20 protein-coding genes are annotated in these 18,635 nt (G+C 60.4%); 9 read left to right on the top strand and 11 right to left on the bottom strand.

The features are described from left to right. Positions 1-382: 382 nt before the first annotated feature. Together IFT47_RS01430 and IFT47_RS01425 are read right to left on the bottom strand one after the other, a co-directional pair. A complete protein-coding gene (locus tag IFT47_RS01430; protein ID WP_133772400.1) occupies positions 383-859 on the bottom strand; it encodes a hemerythrin domain-containing protein in 477 nt (158 codons plus the stop codon). 256 nt (positions 860-1,115) lie between these two features. Continuing rightward, positions 1,116-1,313, bottom strand: a complete 198-nt coding sequence (locus IFT47_RS01425; protein WP_192171886.1) for an SPOR domain-containing protein — start codon at positions 1,311-1,313, stop codon at positions 1,116-1,118. A 213-nt stretch (positions 1,314-1,526) separates the two neighbouring features. Between IFT47_RS01425 and IFT47_RS01420 the strand changes: the two genes are divergently transcribed. Beyond that, a complete protein-coding gene (locus IFT47_RS01420; RefSeq protein WP_192171887.1) occupies positions 1,527-2,558 on the top strand; it encodes a DUF4917 family protein in 1,032 nt (343 codons plus the stop codon). Between the two features lie 3 nt (positions 2,559-2,561). Here IFT47_RS01420 and IFT47_RS01415 read toward each other — a convergent pair whose 3' ends face one another. The 3 genes from IFT47_RS01415 to IFT47_RS01405 all read right to left on the bottom strand — a co-directional run bounded on the left by IFT47_RS01415 (position 2,562) and on the right by IFT47_RS01405 (position 3,593). Next, positions 2,562-3,005, bottom strand: a complete 444-nt coding sequence (locus IFT47_RS01415) for a DUF2442 domain-containing protein (protein WP_192171665.1) — start codon at positions 3,003-3,005, stop codon at positions 2,562-2,564. Positions 3,006-3,008: 3 nt separating this feature from the next. Beyond that, on the bottom strand, positions 3,009-3,242 hold the full coding sequence (locus tag IFT47_RS28015; RefSeq protein ID WP_192171666.1) for a DUF4160 domain-containing protein: 234 nt from the start codon (positions 3,240-3,242) through the stop codon (positions 3,009-3,011). Between the two features lie 120 nt (positions 3,243-3,362). Continuing rightward, complete coding sequence (locus tag IFT47_RS01405; RefSeq protein WP_192171667.1) at positions 3,363-3,593, bottom strand: hypothetical protein; 231 nt, start codon at positions 3,591-3,593, stop codon at positions 3,363-3,365. A 374-nt stretch (positions 3,594-3,967) separates the two neighbouring features. Here IFT47_RS01405 and IFT47_RS01400 point away from each other — a divergent pair, with 374 nt between their 5' ends. Beyond that, positions 3,968-4,867 carry a DMT family transporter gene (locus IFT47_RS01400; protein ID WP_192171668.1) on the top strand — a complete coding sequence of 300 codons (900 nt, stop codon included), beginning with the start codon at positions 3,968-3,970 and terminating at the stop codon, positions 4,865-4,867. On the opposite strand, the gene IFT47_RS01395 is transcribed toward IFT47_RS01400, so the two are convergent. The 4 genes from IFT47_RS01395 to IFT47_RS01380 form a co-directional block, all read right to left on the bottom strand. Then, complete coding sequence (locus IFT47_RS01395; protein ID WP_192171669.1) at positions 4,864-6,081, bottom strand: class I SAM-dependent methyltransferase; 1,218 nt, start codon at positions 6,079-6,081, stop codon at positions 4,864-4,866. The genes IFT47_RS01400 and IFT47_RS01395 overlap by 4 nt on opposite strands. 123 nt (positions 6,082-6,204) lie before the next feature. Further along, positions 6,205-6,822, bottom strand: a complete 618-nt coding sequence (locus tag IFT47_RS01390; protein WP_192171670.1) for a TPM domain-containing protein — start codon at positions 6,820-6,822, stop codon at positions 6,205-6,207. A gap of 27 nt (positions 6,823-6,849) precedes the next feature. Beyond that, on the bottom strand, positions 6,850-7,635 hold the full coding sequence (locus IFT47_RS01385) for a TPM domain-containing protein (RefSeq protein WP_192171671.1): 786 nt from the start codon (positions 7,633-7,635) through the stop codon (positions 6,850-6,852). Next, on the bottom strand, positions 7,635-8,258 hold the full coding sequence (locus tag IFT47_RS01380) for a LemA family protein (protein WP_192171672.1): 624 nt from the start codon (positions 8,256-8,258) through the stop codon (positions 7,635-7,637). The genes IFT47_RS01385 and IFT47_RS01380 overlap by 1 nt, the downstream gene beginning before the upstream one ends. Before the next feature lie 282 nt (positions 8,259-8,540). On the opposite strand from IFT47_RS01380, the gene bglX reads away from it, so the two are divergent. From bglX to IFT47_RS01345, 7 genes are all read left to right on the top strand, one after another. Then, positions 8,541-10,838, top strand: a complete 2,298-nt coding sequence (gene bglX, locus IFT47_RS01375; RefSeq protein WP_192171673.1) for a beta-glucosidase BglX — start codon at positions 8,541-8,543, stop codon at positions 10,836-10,838. A gap of 43 nt (positions 10,839-10,881) precedes the next feature. Next, positions 10,882-12,645 carry a sensor histidine kinase gene (locus IFT47_RS01370; RefSeq protein WP_192171674.1) on the top strand — a complete coding sequence of 588 codons (1,764 nt, stop codon included), beginning with the start codon at positions 10,882-10,884 and terminating at the stop codon, positions 12,643-12,645. Beyond that, positions 12,639-13,985 carry a sigma-54-dependent transcriptional regulator gene (locus IFT47_RS01365; protein WP_192171675.1) on the top strand — a complete coding sequence of 449 codons (1,347 nt, stop codon included), beginning with the start codon at positions 12,639-12,641 and terminating at the stop codon, positions 13,983-13,985. Before IFT47_RS01370 ends, IFT47_RS01365 begins: the two co-directional genes overlap by 7 nt. Before the next feature lie 220 nt (positions 13,986-14,205). After that, entirely contained in the window at positions 14,206-15,528 is a 1,323-nt protein-coding gene (locus IFT47_RS01360) for an MFS transporter (RefSeq protein ID WP_192171676.1), read from the top strand. A gap of 237 nt (positions 15,529-15,765) precedes the next feature. Further along, on the top strand, positions 15,766-16,230 hold the full coding sequence (locus IFT47_RS27920; RefSeq protein ID WP_192171677.1) for a hypothetical protein: 465 nt from the start codon (positions 15,766-15,768) through the stop codon (positions 16,228-16,230). 407 nt (positions 16,231-16,637) lie between these two features. Then, on the top strand, positions 16,638-16,961 hold the full coding sequence (locus tag IFT47_RS01350) for a hypothetical protein (RefSeq protein WP_192171678.1): 324 nt from the start codon (positions 16,638-16,640) through the stop codon (positions 16,959-16,961). Positions 16,962-17,172: 211 nt separating this feature from the next. Then, entirely contained in the window at positions 17,173-17,796 is a 624-nt protein-coding gene (locus IFT47_RS01345) for a flavin reductase family protein (RefSeq protein ID WP_192171679.1), read from the top strand. Here the strand turns inward: IFT47_RS01345 and IFT47_RS01340 are convergent, their stop codons facing one another. Continuing rightward, complete coding sequence (locus IFT47_RS01340) at positions 17,797-18,036, bottom strand: hypothetical protein (protein ID WP_192171680.1); 240 nt, start codon at positions 18,034-18,036, stop codon at positions 17,797-17,799. Between the two features lie 117 nt (positions 18,037-18,153). Further along, positions 18,154-18,507, bottom strand: a complete 354-nt coding sequence (locus tag IFT47_RS01335; RefSeq protein ID WP_192171681.1) for an antibiotic biosynthesis monooxygenase family protein — start codon at positions 18,505-18,507, stop codon at positions 18,154-18,156. Positions 18,508-18,635 lie beyond the last annotated feature (128 nt).

Below are 18,635 nucleotides of genomic sequence, written 5' to 3'. Positions count from 1 at the left end.
CCCCGCTCTTCGCTGTGAACCATTGAATGCGTTGCACGTATCTGCAATGTGTCGCTGTGGGCGAGCTTTCAGTCAGCACGTATCGGCAGGGGGTCTGGATACACAGGTATACAAAGCTCGCGTTTTTTGTGGGACCGGCTTCAGCCGGGAAGAGGCAAGTGTGTTCGCCATCAGCTTTGCAGCGTGACGGCTGACGCTTTCCCGGCTAAAGCCGGTCCCACAATGGAGGCCACCGCCAGTTCAGCTGAATGCATGCAATCCAAATGTAGGACCGGCTTTAGCCGGGAAGAGGCAAGTAAGTGCGCTGCACCAGTAAACCGGACTAAAACTTTCACCCACAAAAAAGCCCGGAAAAATCCGGGCTTGTTAATTCCATCAACGCTTACGCCGCAAGGCTCGGCGACGACAGGGACTTCTTGTACTCAGCCTTCATCGCTTCCATCTGCGCACCCAGCTCTTCCAGCTTCTTCTTGCCCAGCAACTTTTCAGCCTGCGGGAACATCTCTTCCTCTTCTTCCTCGATGTGGTGCTCCAGCAGCTCTTTGACCACTTTCACACGACCCGAAAATTCCGGGGTGGCAGGGTCAGTTTGCTTGAGGTCCGGCAGCACCAGAGCGTCAACGGTGCGGTGCTCTTCCTTGGCTTCGTAGTACATGATGTCCTGCTCTTTGCCGCCCGCCTCTTTAAACGCAGGATAGAGAATTTCTTCCTCGATCTTGGTATGGATGGTGATTTCCATCTCCAGTTTGGCCAGCAAGTCAGTGCGCTTTTTAACGCCGCGCTCGGTGGACTCGCTCAGTTGGGTCAAGATGGCTTTTACGCGTTCATGGTCGGCTTTCAACAGTTCGATGGCGTTCATGTTGTTTCCTCTGGATCACGGTAAGCGGATCGATCTAAGCGCCGACCCTGCAGGTTCGTGATGAGAGTTGCATCGACCGTGCCGATGTAGCGAGTTATCCAAAAGCTCAGTGAATCAAGCAGTTAGACAAACAGGGAAAATGCGAAATCGTGCAGGCTGCATGAAACTTCGCAAATGGATAGTGCAGTTCACGAGTTGCTATCCGGCAGATTGAGCTCCGGCAACACCAGAGCTCAAATGGCGACGAGTCGTGTCATTAGTGCGCTTTGGCGGCAGGTAATAACGCCGTTCGCTCTTGATAGGCTGGCAAGGAGGCCGCAAACGCCATGGCTTCTTCGCGCGTGGAGAATGAGCCTAATCGATCACGGTGGGTGCAGACCCGCCAAGGCCCGTTGTTCACGTTAATCACATCGTAACCGTTGAAGTGCGTCTTGCTGAGCATTGCGGTATGCATGGTCATCTCCTCTCATTCAAGAGAGTGTTATGGGTTGTCGGATTAAACCTTACACCCGTCATTCACTCTATAGACGTTACCGAGACCAGCGGCACCCTCCTCAAATTGTTCGAAGCCGGGATGCCGCGTTGACAATGCCGACCTGGGTTTCTATAAGTCCCCTCCGTTCTGGCGTCCGGTCAGTACCTGCTCACCTGAAAGCGAAGCGAGATGATGGAATTCACGGATTTTGATGCCGAACTGGCCGACTGGAACAAGCTGCAAGCCGTCAATCCCTGCTCGGGATTGCTGCTGGGCAACGGTGCCAGTCTTGCCGTGTGGAAGAACTTCGCCTACGACTCGCTGTTCGAGCTGGCGCAGACCACGCGCAACAAACCCTTGAGCGCCACCGAGCTGGCGCTGTTCAAATCCATGGAAACGGAGAATTTCGAGCCCGTACTCAGCGGCTTGAAAGTCGCGATGCGGGTCAACGCGGCGCTGACGATTGGTTCGTCATCGCCACGCAACCGCTATTTCGCGATCAAGGAAGCCCTGATTCATGGCATCCGCTCGGCGCATATTCCGTGGCGCCTGATGGAGGCGGCGACTATTGGCAAGATCAGCGAAGCCCTGAGCCCGTACCAGACGGTGTACTCCACCAACTACGACCTGCTGGCATACTGGGCAGCTATGCATGGCGCGCAGCCGTTCGATGATCTGTTCGACGATGACGCTGTGTTCAACCTGCACCGCACCGACAGCCACGCCACGCGCATTTTGTACCTGCATGGCGGCATGCACCTGGTGAAGAACTTCGATGGCACGGCGCGCAAGTTGCTGTCTTCGGAGAGCACGCTGCTGGGCAGTTTCGCGATCAACGCGCTGGAAGATGTGCCGCTGTTTGTCTGTGAGGGCCCTAGCGACGACAAGATGAAGATCATCCGCGGTTCGGACTATCTGTCGTTTTGCCACACCCAACTTGCGCAGCATGAGGGCGCGCTATGCGTCTTCGGCCACTCGCTGGGCAAGCAGGATCGACACATTCTCAACGCCATTCTCCAAGCCCGTCCCAAGCACATCGCCATCTCGGTATTGCCGCGCAGTGACGCCTTCATCCAGCACCAGAAACGCCGCTACAGCGAACTGTTTGAAGGGCAGAACATCGAGCTGACATTCTTCAACGCCACGACCCACCCGTTGGGCGATCCGGCGCTTGCGGTGCCGGTGGCAAGGCTGAAGGAAGCGTTGGAGTTAAAGAAGAGTTGAGGGTTAGCGCGGCGAGTGCTCATATTCCCAACCCCGACAGGCCAATGCCACGTGCTTGGGGATAAGTGCAGCACCGCTGCTGTAAGCAGTAATGGTTCGACGCGTAAAGCCCAGCTCGATGGCCGCTGCCGAGAGCGAGAGGTTGTTCTTTGCCATCCACTGTTTGAAGTCGCGCGTCGGCATGACTTCACCGGCCTGCTCCAGCGCGAGCCGGTGAAGCGTCGACGCAGACAGCTCGACATCATTCCCCCACGACACGTCGAACCCCCAATCACCCACAGTCACCTGACTGAACAGCGTTTCATCCTTCAGCGGCACCAGCGCTTCAAATTGGTCGATGTAGGCCGACAAATCAACGGTATGACGCTTGCCGTTGTTCCAGTCGAGGATCAACGAGCGGCTGTTCGCGACAGGTTGCGCAGCGACGATGCGTAATTTGCTGGTCATGCCTCAAGTCCTCCGATTCTGCTCATACCAGATACGCCACAAGTCCCGGGTATGATTCCTGGCCCACTGCAGCGCTTCTTTCAGCGCCTTCCCCTCAGCGCCCCTGCCTAAGACCCTTAAACCGTCAATCTGCACGAGTGACTCCCCGTCAGGCGTCTGGACATGGAAATGGGGCGGGGCATGGTCGTCCGGATAGATTTTGATCTTCCAGTTGCGATTGTTATGTACGGTAGCCATGGCGGGATACTAGAGAAATTTTTTCCCCAGTTCAAACTCTGATGACAAAAACAAAAACCGGACCCTACAGGTCCGGTCTTCCAATTACTCACCGCTTCAAATCTTCCCAGCTGCTGCCCTTTATTCGTTACCTTCCGACAACGACCCCACGACCACTGCCCCACCCTGCGTGTGTTTATTGACGCTGGTGGCGACCGATTCAGTGGTCAGGCGCATGCTGCTGAGAGCGGCGAGTCGGTCGCTGCTTGTCGTGTGCACGACGCTGCCTGACCAGTGAGCCGCCACCGTCGCCATCCATGCGAAAAGGAATACCACGACACCCTGCAACGCCCATTTTTCGATAACCGACACGATGGCTCTCCTGGCTGAATTCGACGGCACCAATTTGACCTTCAAACTGTTGCAGGAACGTTGCATTCAACTTCTGCACCAACATTTAGAGCGATTCATCCCACAGCCGCAAAATCCTCGAAAACGGCATTTCCGCCCTCGCCCGCTTCCCGGCTGAAGCCGGTCCTGCAATGAGGGCGCCCGCCAGGCCGGCTGAATGCACGCAATTGAAATGTAGGACCGGCTTCAGCCGGGAAGAGGCCGGCTTGAGCGCTACTGATCGAACGGACGAAGTGTATGGACGATTCCGCACGCATCTGTAAATGGCCCCCATGCCGCCTCTGTGGCTGAATGAGCACGCGTTTCGCACCAACAAAAACAAGGCACGCCCCCTTATGTCCTCTCGTGAAAACACCGGAATGGTCCTCGGACTGATCGGCGTGGTGATCTTCAGCCTGACGCTGCCCATGACCCGCATCGTGGTGCAGGAAATCCATCCTTTGCTCAACGGCCTGGGCCGCGCCCTGTTCGCGGCGGTGCCAGCGGCGGCGTTACTGCTGTGGCGCAGAGAAAAATGGCCGACCCGCGCGCAGTTCAAGGCGCTGATGGTGGTGGCGCTGGGGGTGATCGTCGGTTTCCCGGTGCTGTCAGCCTGGGCCATGAAAACCCTGCCCGCCTCCCACGGCGCGCTGGTCAATGGCCTGCAACCACTGCTGGTCGCCATCTACGCCGCATGGCTCTCCCATGAGCGACCGTCGAAAGCCTTCTGGGCCTGCGCGGCCATGGGCAGCGTTCTGGTGCTGAGTTACGCGCTGATCAGCGGGGCCGGCAATCTTCAGGCCGGTGATGTGCTGATGGTCGCCGCAGTGGCGATTGGCGGGCTGGGTTATGCCGAAGGTGGCCGTCTGGCCAAGGAGATGGGTGGCTGGCAGGTCATCTGCTGGGCGCTGGTCATTTCGATCCCGGTATTGATCGTGCCCGTCAGCTATCTGGCGTGGCAGCACCAGGGCCCGATTTCTCCCGGCACCTGGTGGGCCTTCGGGTACGTGTCGCTGTTCTCGCAATTCATCGGATTCTTCGCCTGGTACGCCGGGCTGGCCATGGGCGGCATCGCGCGGGTCAGCCAGATTCAGCTGGTGCAGCTGTTCTTCACCATGGCCTTTTCAGCGCTGTTTTTCGGTGAGCACATTGATCCGACGACCTGGATCTTCGCCGCCGGTGTCGTGGTCACGCTGGCCATCGGGCGTAAAACGGCGGTGATCGCGCCCAAGCCGGTCGCCGCCGCTCGCGTCTAACCCAGCAGGCCATCCGCCTGGAGCAAGCGCTCCAGGCACTGCTCCTGAATGCCGTAGAACACTTTCAATTCCTGGATCTTTGCCAGCAGCTCGGCAGGATCCGCCGGGGCGGCGCGCTTGACCGCCAGAATCATCTTGTTCTTGTTGGTGTGCTCTAGCGAGATGAACTCGAAGACCTTGGTTTCATAGCCGCACGCTTCCAGCAGCAACGCTCGCAAGGCATCGGTGACCATTTCGGCCTGCTGGCCCATGTGCAAACCGTATTGCAGCATCGGCTTGAGCAGCGTCGGGCTCTGGATCTGCAGGCGGATCTGTTTGTGGCAGCACGGCGAGCACATGATGATCGAGGCGCCCGAGCGGATACCGGTGTGAATCGCGTAGTCGGTGGCGATGTCGCAGGCGTGCAAGGCGATCATCACGTCCAGTTCGCTGGGCGCCACCGAACGCACGTCACCGCACTTGAACACCAGCCCCGGATGCTCCAGCCGCGCGGCAGCGTTGTTGCACAGCGTGACCATGTCCTCGCGCAGCTCGACGCCGGTGACGTTGCCTTCAGCCTGCAAGGTGTTGCGCAGGTAATCGTGGATGGCGAAAGTCAGATAACCCTTGCCCGAGCCGAAATCCGCGACCGTCACCGGTTTGTCCAGCGTGATCGGCGAGGTCGCCAGCGCGTGGGAAAACACCTCGATGAACTTGTTGATCTGCTTCCACTTGCGTGACATCGCCGGAATCAGCTCGTGCTGCTTGTTGGTCACGCCAAGATCGGTCAGGAATGGCCGGCTCAGTTCCAGGTAACGCTTTTTCTCGCGGTCATGCTCGGCGGTCGGGGCTTCGCGCTCCTGCTGGGCCTTGTTGCGGAATAGCGTGCTCTTGCCCTTCTTGCTGAACTCCAGCTGCACTTCATCGGTGAGTGACAGCAGATGAGCGTTCTTGAAGGACTCGGGCAGCAGGCTGGCGATCAGCGTCTGCGCCTCGGCGAGGGGGTGATTCTTGGTGATGTCGCGGGTCTTGTAGCGATAGACGAAGGACAGGCACGGCTGATCCTTGACCGTGACGGGCTTGATGATGACCCGCTGCAACTCCGCTTCGCTTCCGACGTACTTGGCCAGCACCAGTTTGATCAGCGAATTTTGCGTCAGACAGGTGTCAAGCAGACTCAGGAACTGAGCGCGGTGATCCTGCGCAGGAACGGTGGCGGGTGCGGTAACGGACATCAGAAAGCGCCTCGGGAGCGGAAATGCGAGGCGCTATTTTAGGCGGGTCGAGAGCGGTAGGTGCAATTAAATGACGCGGAGGTCAGCAGAGGCATTCCCCCGCGGAGCGCGGGAACGATCAGATCACTCCAACACCACTAACCGGTTTGGCAACTCGTTGCGCGCCTGGGTCACGGGCACCTGCTCGCTCAGCACCTCGCCGCACGAAGTAATGCACCCCATAAAACCTTCCACAATCCGGCCGTCCTTCACCTGCCGGGTGAAGGTCTCGACCATCGAGCGCCAGGCTTCGTTGTCCACGCGCCGGGCGATGCCGTCGTCGACGATGATCTCGACATAACGCTCGGCCTCGCTAACAAAAATCAGCACGCCGGTGCCATTGGCGGTGGCGTGCAGGTTCTGTTCAAGAAACTGCCGACGCGCCAGATTGCCCGCCCGCCAGTGCCGCACGCGAACAGGCACCAGCCGCGTGGTGATGCCCGGCAGCCGGCACACCAGCGCCACCACGATGAACGTGACAACCTGCACCAGCAGCAGATGATTGGCGCTGAGCCAGCCCGTCAGCAGGTTGATCAGCCCCGGTACGAGCAACGCGATGACCCCGGCCCAGATCAGCGGCACGTAGGTGTAGTCGTCAGCGCTGGTGGCCAGCACCGTCACCAGTTCCGCGTCGGTCTGACGCTCGACGGTCTCGATGGCGTGGGCAACCCGCTGTTGTTCGTCTTTATTGAGCAATGTCATGCAAGCAAACCCTTCCTGAGCGAACAACTACCAGCCACCGGAGGCACCGCCCCCGCCAAATCCACCACCGCCACCGCGCATACCGCCCGAGCTCGAACCGCCAGAGCCGCCAGAACCGAAGCCCCCTGAGCCGCCAGAGCCGAAACCGCCAAAGCCGCCGCCACCGGAGCCGATGGACCTGCCACGCCCGGAACGGGCGCTGATGTAACTGATGACCACGAACAGCACCAGAAACAGCAGGGTCACTTTCCAGTCGACGCCTTCGTCCTCGCTTGCCGCTGCGCTGCCGGTGGCGCCAACTGCGGGTTCGGCAAGGGGATCGCCGCCGAGCACCTGGACCATCGCCTCGGCACCTTTGGTGATACCGCCGACAAAATCGCCCTGGCGGAACGCCGGGATGATGATCTGACTGATGATCACCGACGACTGCGCATCCGTCAGACGATCTTCAAGGCCGTAACCCACTTCGATGCGCACCTTGCGCTCGTCCCGGGCCACCACCAGCAGCGCGCCATTGTCCTTGCCCTTCTGGCCGATGCCCCAGTGACGACCGAGCTGATAGCCGTAGTCCTCAATGGTCGAGCCCTGCAGGTCTGGCAATGTGACCACCACCACCTGCTCGGTGGTCAGCTCTTCATGGGCGCGCAGCATCTGTTCGAGATGCTCTTTGCTCGGGCCGTCGATCATCCCGGCGGTGTCAACGACGCGCCCGGTCAGCGGCGGAAACGTGAGGTCGGCTTGCGCCCACTGGGCAAATACGCCCACCGACATCGCCAGTAACGCGACCAGCACTCCCCGCCGCGCGCGTCCCATCAGAATTTCACTTGTGGCGCTTTGTCAGCGTCAGCGGCAGTGGCTTCGAAGTTCGGACGCACCGGCAGATCGCTGTACATCACGGTATGCCACAGACGGCCCGGGAAGGTGCGGATCTCGGTGTTGTAACGCTCGACCGCCGTGATGAAGTCGCGACGGGCCACCGCGATACGGTTTTCCGTGCCTTCAAGCTGGGACTGCAGCGCGAGGAAGTTCTGGTTGGATTTGAGGTCCGGATAGCGCTCCGAGACCACCATCAAACGGCTCAATGCGCCGGTCAGCTGACCTTGTGCGTCCTGGAACTGCTTGAGCTTGGCCGGATCGTTCAGCGTACTGGCGTCCACCTGAATCGACGTCGCCTTGGCACGCGCTTCGATGACTGCGGTCAGGGTGTCCTGCTCTTGCTTGGCGTAGCCCTTCACCGTTTCCACCAAGTTGGGGATCAGGTCGGCGCGGCGCTGATACTGGTTCTGCACCTGGGCCCAGGCAGCCTTGACCTGCTCGTCGTAGGTCGGAATGTTGTTGATCCCGCAGCCGGACAACAGGGTCGTCAGCAGCATCATCAACGCCAGTGACAATTTGTAACGACTGCCCCGGCTGTAGTCATAACGCTCTGTTTGCATGGCGTGCGTGCTCCCTGTACTCATCAATAGTTAATCCTGTCAGTCATGACTTTAGCCAAACCGGACGATCCCCGGCATAATCCCGCCCCATCGCGTTGTCGGGGCTCTGGATTGCCGGGCCACAATCAGATAAAACTCGTTGCGCTACTGATGCTCATATGAGGCAGGAGTTCAGCGGCGTTGCCGTCCTGACGACAATAAAAAACCAAAGGTTCGACACCTATAACAACGGCTGACCGGTATTACGTGCGAGTTGCCGGCAACGCCTTGAGAAAACCATTCATGAATAAGCTGTGTTTCCTGAGTCTCGTCATCGGCCTGGTCAGTCAGTCCGCCTGGGCCGAAAACGCCACCACTGGCGTTGGCACCCCCTCCACGCTGCAAGCCAAGAATGCATTCATCGCCAACCTGATGAAGCAAATGACCCTGGAGGAGAAGATCGGTCAACTGCGCCTGATCAGCATCGGCCCGGAGATGCCCAAGCCGGAAATTCTCAAGGAAATCACCGCAGGCCGCATCGGCGGCACGTTCAACTCCGTCGTGCTGCCGGACAACCGCGCCATGCAGGACGCCGCCGGGCACAGCCGCAACAAGATCCCCATGTTCTTCGCCTACGACGTCGTCCACGGCCAGCGCACCGTATTCCCGATCAGCCTGGGTCTCGCGTCGACCTGGGATATGAACGCCATCACCCGCACCGGTCGCGTGTCAGCGATCGAAGCCGCCGCCGACGGCGTGGACATGACCTTCGCGCCCATGGTCGACATCACCCGCGACGCGCGCTGGGGCCGCAGCTCCGAAGGCTTCGGCGAAGACACCTACCTGGTGTCGCGCATCTCCGCCACCATGACCCGCGCGTTTCAGGGCACCAGCATGCAGGCGCCCAACAGCATCATGGCGGTGGTCAAACACTTCGCCCTGTATGGCGCGGTCGAGGGCGGTCGCGACTACAACACCGTCGACATGAGCCCGGTGCGCATGCAGCAGGACTACCTGCCGCCCTACCGCGCATCGATTGATGCCGGCGCAGGCGGCGTGATGATCGCGCTCAATTCCATCAACGGCGTGCCTTCCACGTCCAACGCCTGGCTGCTGCAGGATGTCTTGCGCAGGGATTGGGGCTTCAAGGGCGTTACCGTCAGCGACCACGGCGCGATCAAGGAATTGATCGACCACGGCGTGGCCAAGGACTTCCGCGAAGCCGCCAAGCTGGCGATCAAGGCCGGCGTCGACCTGAGCATGAACGACAAGGCCTACGGCGAAGAACTGCCGGACCTGGTAAAGAGCGGCGAAGTGTCGGTCAAAGAAGTCGATAACGCCGTGCGTGAAGTGCTCGGCGCCAAGTGGGAAATGGGCCTGTTCGCCAACCCGTACCTGCGCATCGGCGCGGCAGTGGATGACCCGGCCGACCGCAACGCCGAAAACCGTCTGCACCGTGCCGAAGCCCGCGACGTTGCGCGCAAGAGCGTCGTGCTGCTGAAGAACCAGAACGACACCCTGCCGCTGAAGAAGCAAGGCACCATCGCCGTGATCGGTCCGCTGGCCAAGAGCTCGATGGACATGATGGGCAGTTGGTCAGCGGCCGGGCTGGCGCGTCAGACCGTCAACGCTTATGACGGCATTGCGGCGGCGGTCGGTGACAAGGCCAAGCTGGTTTATGCACTGGGCTCCAACATCACCGACAACCAGCACGCCATCACTTACCTGAACAAGATGGACGACCAGATCGCCATCGACCCGCGTCCCGAGCAGGAGATGATCGACGAAGCGGTCAAGGCCGCGCAGCAGGCGGACGTGGTGGTTGCCGTTGTGGGTGAGTCGCGCAACATGTCCCACGAAGCGGCGAGCCGTGTCGACCTGGTAATACCGGGCCGTCAACGGGACCTGATCCGCGCGCTCAAGGCCACAGGCAAACCGCTGGTGCTGGTGCTGATGAATGGTCGGCCGCTGGCGCTGGGTGAAGAAAACGAACTGGCCGACGCCATGGTGGAAAGCTGGTTCCTCGGCACAGAAGGCGGCAATGCCTTGGCTGACGTGCTGTTCGGCGACTACAACCCGTCCGGCAAACTGCCGATGACCTTCCCACGCTCCGTGGGTCAGGTGCCAGCCTATTACAACCACCTGAACACCGGTCGCCCGTACCGCCCGAACGACTCGAACTACACCTCGAACTACTTCGAAGAGCCGACCAGCCCGCTGTTCCCGTTCGGTTATGGTCTGAGCTACACGCAGTTCAGCGTGTCGGACATCACCCTGTCGATCAACAAGATGACCCGCAAGGACAAGCTGACTGCCAGCGTCATGGTCAAGAACACCGGCAAGGTCGCCGGTGAAACCGTGGTTCAGCTGTACCTGCGCGACGTCGCCGCATCGATCAGCCGCCCGGTCAAAGAGCTGAAGAATTTCCAGAAAGTCATGCTGAACCCCGGGGAAGAGAAATCCGTGAGCTTCACCCTGACCGAAGAAGACCTGAAGTTCTTCAACCCGTCGCTGAAGTACGCGGCCGAGGCGGGCGAGTTCAAGCTGATGATCGGCCTGGATTCGGAGAACGTGAAAGAGACGACGTTCAATTTGCTGTAAGGCAGGAATCCGGGGCGAATGCGCCAGCCACTGAAAGGAGGTCATGCCCATGCCCCGTTCCGTCCGCCTTGTGCTCTATGTGTTGCTGATCTTCGCCGGTACCGTCATTGCGGCGACGCTGGCGATGCATCAGGCTCAGCGGCATGCCCTGGAAGACGACGCTGGCCGCTCTAAAGATCGGCTGGCGCTCTACGCCAACACACTGCAGACCCTGATCGAGCGCTACCGGGCTCTGCCGGCCGTTCTGGCCCTTGATCCTCAACTGCGGACGGCGCTGAGCGGACCGGTCAGCGCCGACACCACCCAGGCGCTCAATCTCAAACTGGAGCAGATCAACGGCGCTGCCCAGTCCTCCACCCTCGAACTGCTTGACCGCAACGGCCTCGCCGTCGGCGCCAGCAACTGGCGTCTGCCGAGCAGCTACGTGGGCCACAACTACGGCTTCCGCCCCTACTTCACGCAAACCCGCGCCACTGGCATCGGACGCTTTTATGCGGTCGGCGTGACCAGCGGCATCCCGGGGTATTTCCTGTCGAACGCGGTGCGCGACGAAGCCGGGCAGTTCATCGGGGCGATGGTGGTCAAGCTGGAGTTTCCGGACCTTGAACACACTTGGGCGCAAAACGATGACCTGCTGCTGGTCAGCGACGCCAAGGGCATCGTCTTCATCGCCAATCAGCCGGGCTGGCGCTATCGGGCCCTGCGGCCGCTGACCGAGCAGGACCGCGCCGAACTGGCGAGCACGCGTCAGTACGACAAGCAGCCGCTGACGCCCTTGCATCAGGAGCTGCTGCACACGTTCGGCGAAAACAGCCATCTCAGCCGTGTTGACGCCCCCAACGAGCAGACCGATTTCTTGTGGCAGTCAATGCCGCTGCCGACCGAGGGTTGGACCTTGCACCTCCTGCGCAAACCGCAGGCCGCCAGTGAAGACGTGCGCAATGCCGGTCTCGCTGCGGCAGGCATCTGGCTGACACTGGTGTTTCTCGGGCTGTTTCTGTACCAGCGCTGGCGCCTTGGCCGCGTGCGCCAGCGCAGTCGCGAAGAGCTCGAACGCTTGGTCGAGGAACGCACGCGGGACCTGCAAACGGCGCAGGACGGTCTGGTGCAGTCGACCAAGCTGGCGGCCCTCGGGCAGATGTCTGCCGCCCTCGCCCACGAAATCAACCAGCCGCTGACGGCCCAGCGCATGCAACTCGCGACCCTGCGCCTGTTGCTGGAGCATGGCCGTGTCGACGATGCGTACAAGGCGCTGAGCCTGCTCGATCAGCAATTGACCCGCATGGCCGCGCTCACCGGCCACCTGAAAACCTTCGCCCGCAAAAGCCCCAGCGGCCTGCGCGAACGCCTTGATCTGGCCACCGTGGTCGATCAGGCGCTGCTGTTGCTGGACGCACGAATTCGTGAAGAGCGCGTCAGCTGCGTGCTCGACCTGACGCGTCCGGCCTGGGTGCGCGGCGACGCGATTCGGCTGGAACAGGTGCTGATCAACCTGATGCGCAACGCCCTGGACGCGATGGGCGACAAACCCCTCAAGCGTCTGGAAATTCGCATCGACGCGCAGAGCGAGCATTGGTGTGTTTCGGTCATCGACAGTGGCGGCGGAATCGCCGAAGAGCATCTGGCCAACGTCTTCGATCCGTTTTTCACCACCAAACCGGTGGGCGACGGTCTGGGCCTGGGCCTCGCGGTGTCGTTCGCCATCGTGCATGAACTGGGCGGCCGGCTCAGCGCCGAAAACGTCAACAACGGCGCGCGGTTTTTCTTCTGTCTGACCCAGGCCCCGGAGGCCGACGCCCCATGCTGAACTCGGTAATCGTGGTGGATGACGAGGCGCCCATTCGGGAAGCGGTGGAGCAATGGCTCACGCTGTCCGGGTTCGAGGTGCGCCTGTTCAGCCGCGCCGAGGAATGCCTGGCGCAGCTGCCCGAGCACTTTCCCGGCGTGGTCCTCAGCGATGTGCGCATGCCCGGCATGGATGGTTTGCAGTTGCTGGCCGAGTTGCAGCGGCGGGATCGCGACTTGCCAGTGATCCTGCTGACCGGCCACGGCGACGTGCCGATGGCCGTGGACGCCATGCGCGACGGCGCCTATGACTTTCTGGAGAAGCCGTTCACCCCGGAGACCCTGCTCGGCAGTTTGCGCCGGGCATTGGAAAAGCGCGCGCTGGTGCTGGAAAACCGTGCCTTGCATGAGCGGGCGGATAACCGCTCGCGTCTGGATGCAACGCTGCTGGGCATGTCGCCGACGATGCAGACATTGCGGCGGCAGGTCATGGACCTCTCGCCACTGCCGGTTAACGTATTGATTCGCGGCGAGACCGGCAGCGGCAAGGAAATGGTCGCGCGGTGCCTGCATGACTTCGGCCCGCGAGCCGACAAACCCTTCGTTGCGGTGAACTGTGCGGCGATCCCGGAGCAGCTGTTCGAAGCCGAGCTGTTTGGCCACGAAAGCGGTGCGTTCACCGGGGCCCAGGGCAAGCGCATCGGCAAACTGGAGTATGCCCACGGCGGCACGGTGTTTCTCGACGAGATCGAGAGCATGCCGCTGGCGCAGCAGGTCAAGCTGCTGCGGGTGATTCAGGAGCGGCGGATCGAACGACTGGGTTCGAACCAGAGCATCGATATTGATGTGCGCATCATTGCCGCGACCAAGCCCGATCTGCTGGACGAAGCCAGGGCCGGGCGTTTCCGCGAGGATCTGGCGTATCGACTGAACATCGCCGAATTGCGACTGCCACCGCTGCGTGAACGGCGAGAAGACATCCCGATGTTGTTCAGCCATTTCTCGCGGAATGCGGCAGAGCGCCTAGGCCGCAGCGCGCCGGTACTGAGCGGTGAACAGCTGAGCCATCTGCTCAGCCACGACTGGCCGGGGAATGTGCGCGAACTGGCGAATGCCGCCGAGCGCCAGGTGCTGGGGCTGGACGGTCCCGCCGCAGAGGGCATCCCGGTGGGTCAGTCGCTGGTGGCGCAGCAGGAAGCCTTCGAAGCCCACTGCATTCGCTCGGCGTTGCGACGCCATCGGGCCGATATCAAGGCAGTCATGCACGAACTGCAACTGCCCCGCCGCACGCTGAATGAAAAAATGCAGCGGCATGGGTTGGTGCGTGAGGACTTTCTAGCGGAAGACAGTCCTACAGGATGATCGCGGGGTGTCAGTGGGACCAGCTTCAGCCGGGAGGAGAATCGCGGCGATGAGCGGATTTTCGCTCAGGCATCTCACGCAACAAGCGGATTTCCGCTCATCCACCTCACGCCAACCCCTCTACTCCGGGCCTTTCAGCTTTTGGCACAGCTCCTGCTATCACTGTCGTCAGAACGCCTCGATGCGTTCCTTCTAACAACAATGACCTGCAGGAAATCCCATGGCCATCCCCAATTCTGCCTCCCACGGAGCGGCTGCCACGCCAGTCGCCGAGAAAACCACCGGAAGTCGCCTGAAATCCATTTTCAGCGGTTCGGTCGGCAACATGGTCGAGTGGTACGACTGGTACGTCTACGCCGCCTTCTCCCTCTACTTCGCCAAAGTCTTCTTCCCCAAGGGCGACACCACCGCCCAGTTGCTCAACACCGCCGCGATCTTCGCCGTGGGCTTTCTCATGCGCCCCATCGGCGGCTGGCTCATGGGCCTCTACGCAGACCGCAAAGGCCGCAAGGCCGCGCTGATGGCGTCGGTGCTGTTGATGTGTTTCGGTTCGCTGATCATTGCCCTCACCCCTGGTTATGAAACCATCGGCGTCGGCGCTCCGATCATGCTGGTGTTCGCGCGCCTGCTGCAGGGCCTGTCGGTGGGTGGCGAGTACGGCACTTCGGCGACCTATCTCAGCGAGATGGCGACCAAGGAACGCCGGGGCTTCTTCTCCAGCTTTCAGTACGTGACGCTGATCTCCGGCCAGCTCATCGCGCTGGCGGTGCTCATCGTGCTGCAGCAGACGCTGACCACTGAACAACTGCAAACGTGGGGCTGGCGCATCCCGTTTGCCATCGGCGCGTTGTGCGCGGTGGTGGCGCTGTTCCTGCGTCGCGGCATGGAGGAAACCGAGTCGTTCACCCGCAAGAAGGACAAACCCAAAGAAAGCCTGATGCGCACATTGATGCGCCATCCGAAAGAGCTGATGACCGTCGTCGGCCTGACCATGGGCGGCACGCTGGCGTTCTACACCTACACGACCTACATGCAGAAGTACCTGGTGAACACGGTGGGCATGAGCATCACCGACTCGACGACGATTTCTGCCGCGACGCTGTTCCTGTTCATGCTGTTGCAACCGGTGATCGGCGCGCTGTCCGACAAGGTCGGCCGCCGCCCGATCCTGATTGCCTTCGGCGTGCTGGGCACCTTGTGTACCGTGCCGATCCTCACCACCCTGCACACCATTCAGAGCTGGTGGGGCGCGTTCTTCCTGATCATGGCCGCGCTGATCATCGTCAGCGGCTATACGTCGATCAACGCCGTGGTGAAAGCCGAGCTGTTCCCGACCGAGATCCGCGCCCTGGGCGTCGGCCTGCCGTACGCATTGACGGTGTCGATCTTCGGCGGTACGGCTGAATACATCGCGCTGTGGTTCAAGAGCATTGGCATGGAGACCGGCTATTACTGGTACGTCACGGCCTGCATTGCGGTGTCGCTGCTGGTGTATGTGTTCATGAAGGACACCCGCAAGCACTCGCGGATCGAAACCGACTGACCTGAAACGGAGCTGTCGAGCAGCTTACAGAGGGCGAAAAAAAGGGTAGCTCACTCACATGAGCTGCCCTTTTGCATTCGCAGGCGTGGCTAAGTGCATGAATAACGATCGCTTTTTGCAGTATCAATTTCAGCGATGATCGCTACTAATGCGATTGACTTCTTAATAATTTAGAGGCGAGTAAAGTTCACTCCATACCGAGTTACCTACTAACTAAATCGATCTGGAGCAACTACCATGAAAACTAACAAACTGATCTTCGGCCTCGCTTTCTCCCTTCTTGCAAGCAGCGCCTTTGCACTTCCAGCCGTTGATGCGCACCACGCGGTGAATGCTGCGGTCGTTGCAGAAAACGGCTCGTCCCACACTAATATCGGTCGCGTCGCTGCTGACGGTTCTGACCACGTAGGTGCCAACCGCCTCGCTGCTGATGGTGCTGACCGCGTCGGTGCAAACCGCCAGGCCGCTGATGGCTCGGACCACGTAGGTGCCAACCGCCTCGCTGCTGATGGCGCCGACCGCGTCGGTGCAAACCGCCAGGCCGCTGATGGTTCGGACCACGTAGGTGCCAACCGTCTCGCTGCTGATGGCGCTGACCGCGTCGGTGCAAACCGCCAGGCCGCTGATGGCTCGGACCACGTAGGCGCAAATCGTCTCGCTGCTGATGGCTCGGACCATGTTGGTGCAAATCGCCTGAGCTGATACATCCATGACGTTCTCTCAGCCCGGCTTAATGCCGGGCTTAATTTTTCTGCGTAAAAAAACCTGAAACCCTTGGTTTGACTGGGCGCATGGCAGATATCCATCGGGAACGCAGCAGCTTGTCACCCCAATCCTGCTAACGCTCATACCCAGCCGACCCCCTACCCGGGCGCCGCGCTAGCAAACAAATGACACCCAAGTCAACAGGCAAATTCGCCATCACGAGCGAAAATTGCCCCATGTCAGCGCAAAAAGTTCTGCAACGCTTTAAAACCGGGCGCTCCAGCCCACTATCATTTTTGGCGATGGTCGTTACCAATACCGTTAACTTCAACTTAATCCGTACGCGCGTAATATCGGCTCCATTCCCAAGTTAACTAATTATTGAACTTACTGGAGCAACACTCATGAAAACTTCAAATATTATTTTTGGTCTTAGTCTGTCCATCCTGGCATCGAGCGCATTCGCTCTGCCTGTTTCCGAACAGCACTCTGCATTTAATGGCACTGTCGTAGCAGAAGGCGGTTCTTCTCACACCAATGCGTCGCACACCGGTTCTTATCGTCAGGCTTCCGATGGTTCTGACCACGTTGGCGCCAATCGTCTTGCCGCCGACGGCGCTGACCGCGTAGGCAACAACCGCCAGGCCGCTGATGGCGCTGATCACATCGGTGCAAACCGCCTGGCCTCTGACGGCGCTGATCGCGTCGGTGCCAACCGCGCCAGCTAATCGGTGCCCGCATCATCCCGTTGCATGTTTACCGCTTCATGTTTCACCTCCTGAACTCCCTTTGTAGCCCGACGCTTGTCGGGCTTTTTTTTGCCCGGGGTTCGGAGGCTGCTGGAATCCTCACCCAATGCCTTGCACTATGTCGGCCTGCATGCCGCACATGCGCATACCTTGGCCGCCTCGCCGGCACACCCTCATTCAGGAACACACCATGTCAGACGATATTCATTTCTACGAACCGTCCAAAGGTCATGGATTGCCCCACGACCCGTTCAACGCCATTGTCGGCCCACGTCCGATCGGCTGGATCTCGTCCCAGGACGGCGAAGGCAAGCTGAACCTGGCGCCCTACAGTTTCTTCAACGCCTTCAACTATGTGCCGCCCATCATCGGGTTCTGCAGCATCGGTCGCAAAGACAGCCTGAACAATATCGAACAGACCGGGGAGTTCGTGTGGAACCTCGCCACGCGCAGCCTGGCCGAGCAGATGAACATGAGTTGCGCGGCAGTGCCGGCGGACGTCAGTGAGTTCGAGCTGGCTGGCCTGACCGCAGAACCGTCGCGCATCGTTTCCGTGCCGAGGGTCAAGGAGACGCCGGTTTCGTTCGAATGCAAAGTGACGCAGATCATCCAGCTGCAACGCGCCGACAAGGAAGTCGTGCCGAGCTGGCTGATTCTGGGGGAAGTGGTGGCGGTGCATATCGCCAAGCGGCTGCTGAAGGAAGGTGTGTATGACACCGCAGCTGGCGAGCCCATCCTGCGCGGCGGCGGCCCGGCTGACTATTTCCAGCTGAGCGCGGAGTCGCTGTTCAAAATGTACCGGCCAAACGTCTGATCAATCCTCGGCGAACACCAGTTCGCCCTCTTGCGTGACGTCGGCAAGCCGCTCCAGCTCTTTGACGGCGGCGTCGTCAGCGGCGAGCGCGGTAGGGAATTTCTGTTCGGCGAGCACGCGGTGAAAGGTCGGCGCACCGCCCATGACCCGGGCCTTGACGGCGATTGCGGCACTGTAACCGTCGTCACCGGGGACTGCGGCCGAGACGGCTTCGTGGTGCTGGAATTCTTTGCGTGCCATGGTTCGACGCCTTGCCTGGAAAAATGAAGGCGAGATTTTAAACGCAGGCGTTCGAACACCTGAAAGGTTTTCTTCGCAGGCCCATCGCCTGCACCCGAGCAAAAGCACCGAAACCTGTCAGCCCGCCAGACGAGCACCCTCAGGGGCATGAGCCGCCTGTGCCTGAGACGCCGTCACGGTGGCGAAGGTTTGAAAGTCCAGGCTCGCCACCAGCATTTCGGTCAGCAGTTCGGAAAACAGGTTCAGTTCAGGCGCGGCAAACCAGTCGTTCATCGCGGAAGGGTCGGCCCACGTACCGGTGATAACCCAGAGGTCTTCGTCGGTCAGAGACTTCTGCAGCGCGAAGTGCAGACAACCCGCAGCAGCGGCCGACGGGCTGATCAGACTGCTCAAACGGGCACCCAGTTGGGCACTGCGTCCAGCACGGGCGCGAACGGAAACCCAATGGCTCACAACTGAAGTATTTAGCATGCTCTGCGCTCCTGCTTTTTTGCGTGCGTGTCTTTTGCGTGCGTGCCGCGCGCCGGGATCGGGAATCCATGAAACGAGCCGCGACGGGAAGTGAAGGTTAGGGTCAGGCGCGCGACCTGCGGTAGCCA

The sequence above is a fragment of the Pseudomonas sp. CFBP 13711 genome (assembly GCF_014842265.1).
Classification (GTDB): domain Bacteria; phylum Pseudomonadota; class Gammaproteobacteria; order Pseudomonadales; family Pseudomonadaceae; genus Aquipseudomonas.
The sequence above is the reverse complement of the archived record's forward strand: the minus strand, read 5'-3'. Positions and strand labels throughout refer to the sequence as shown.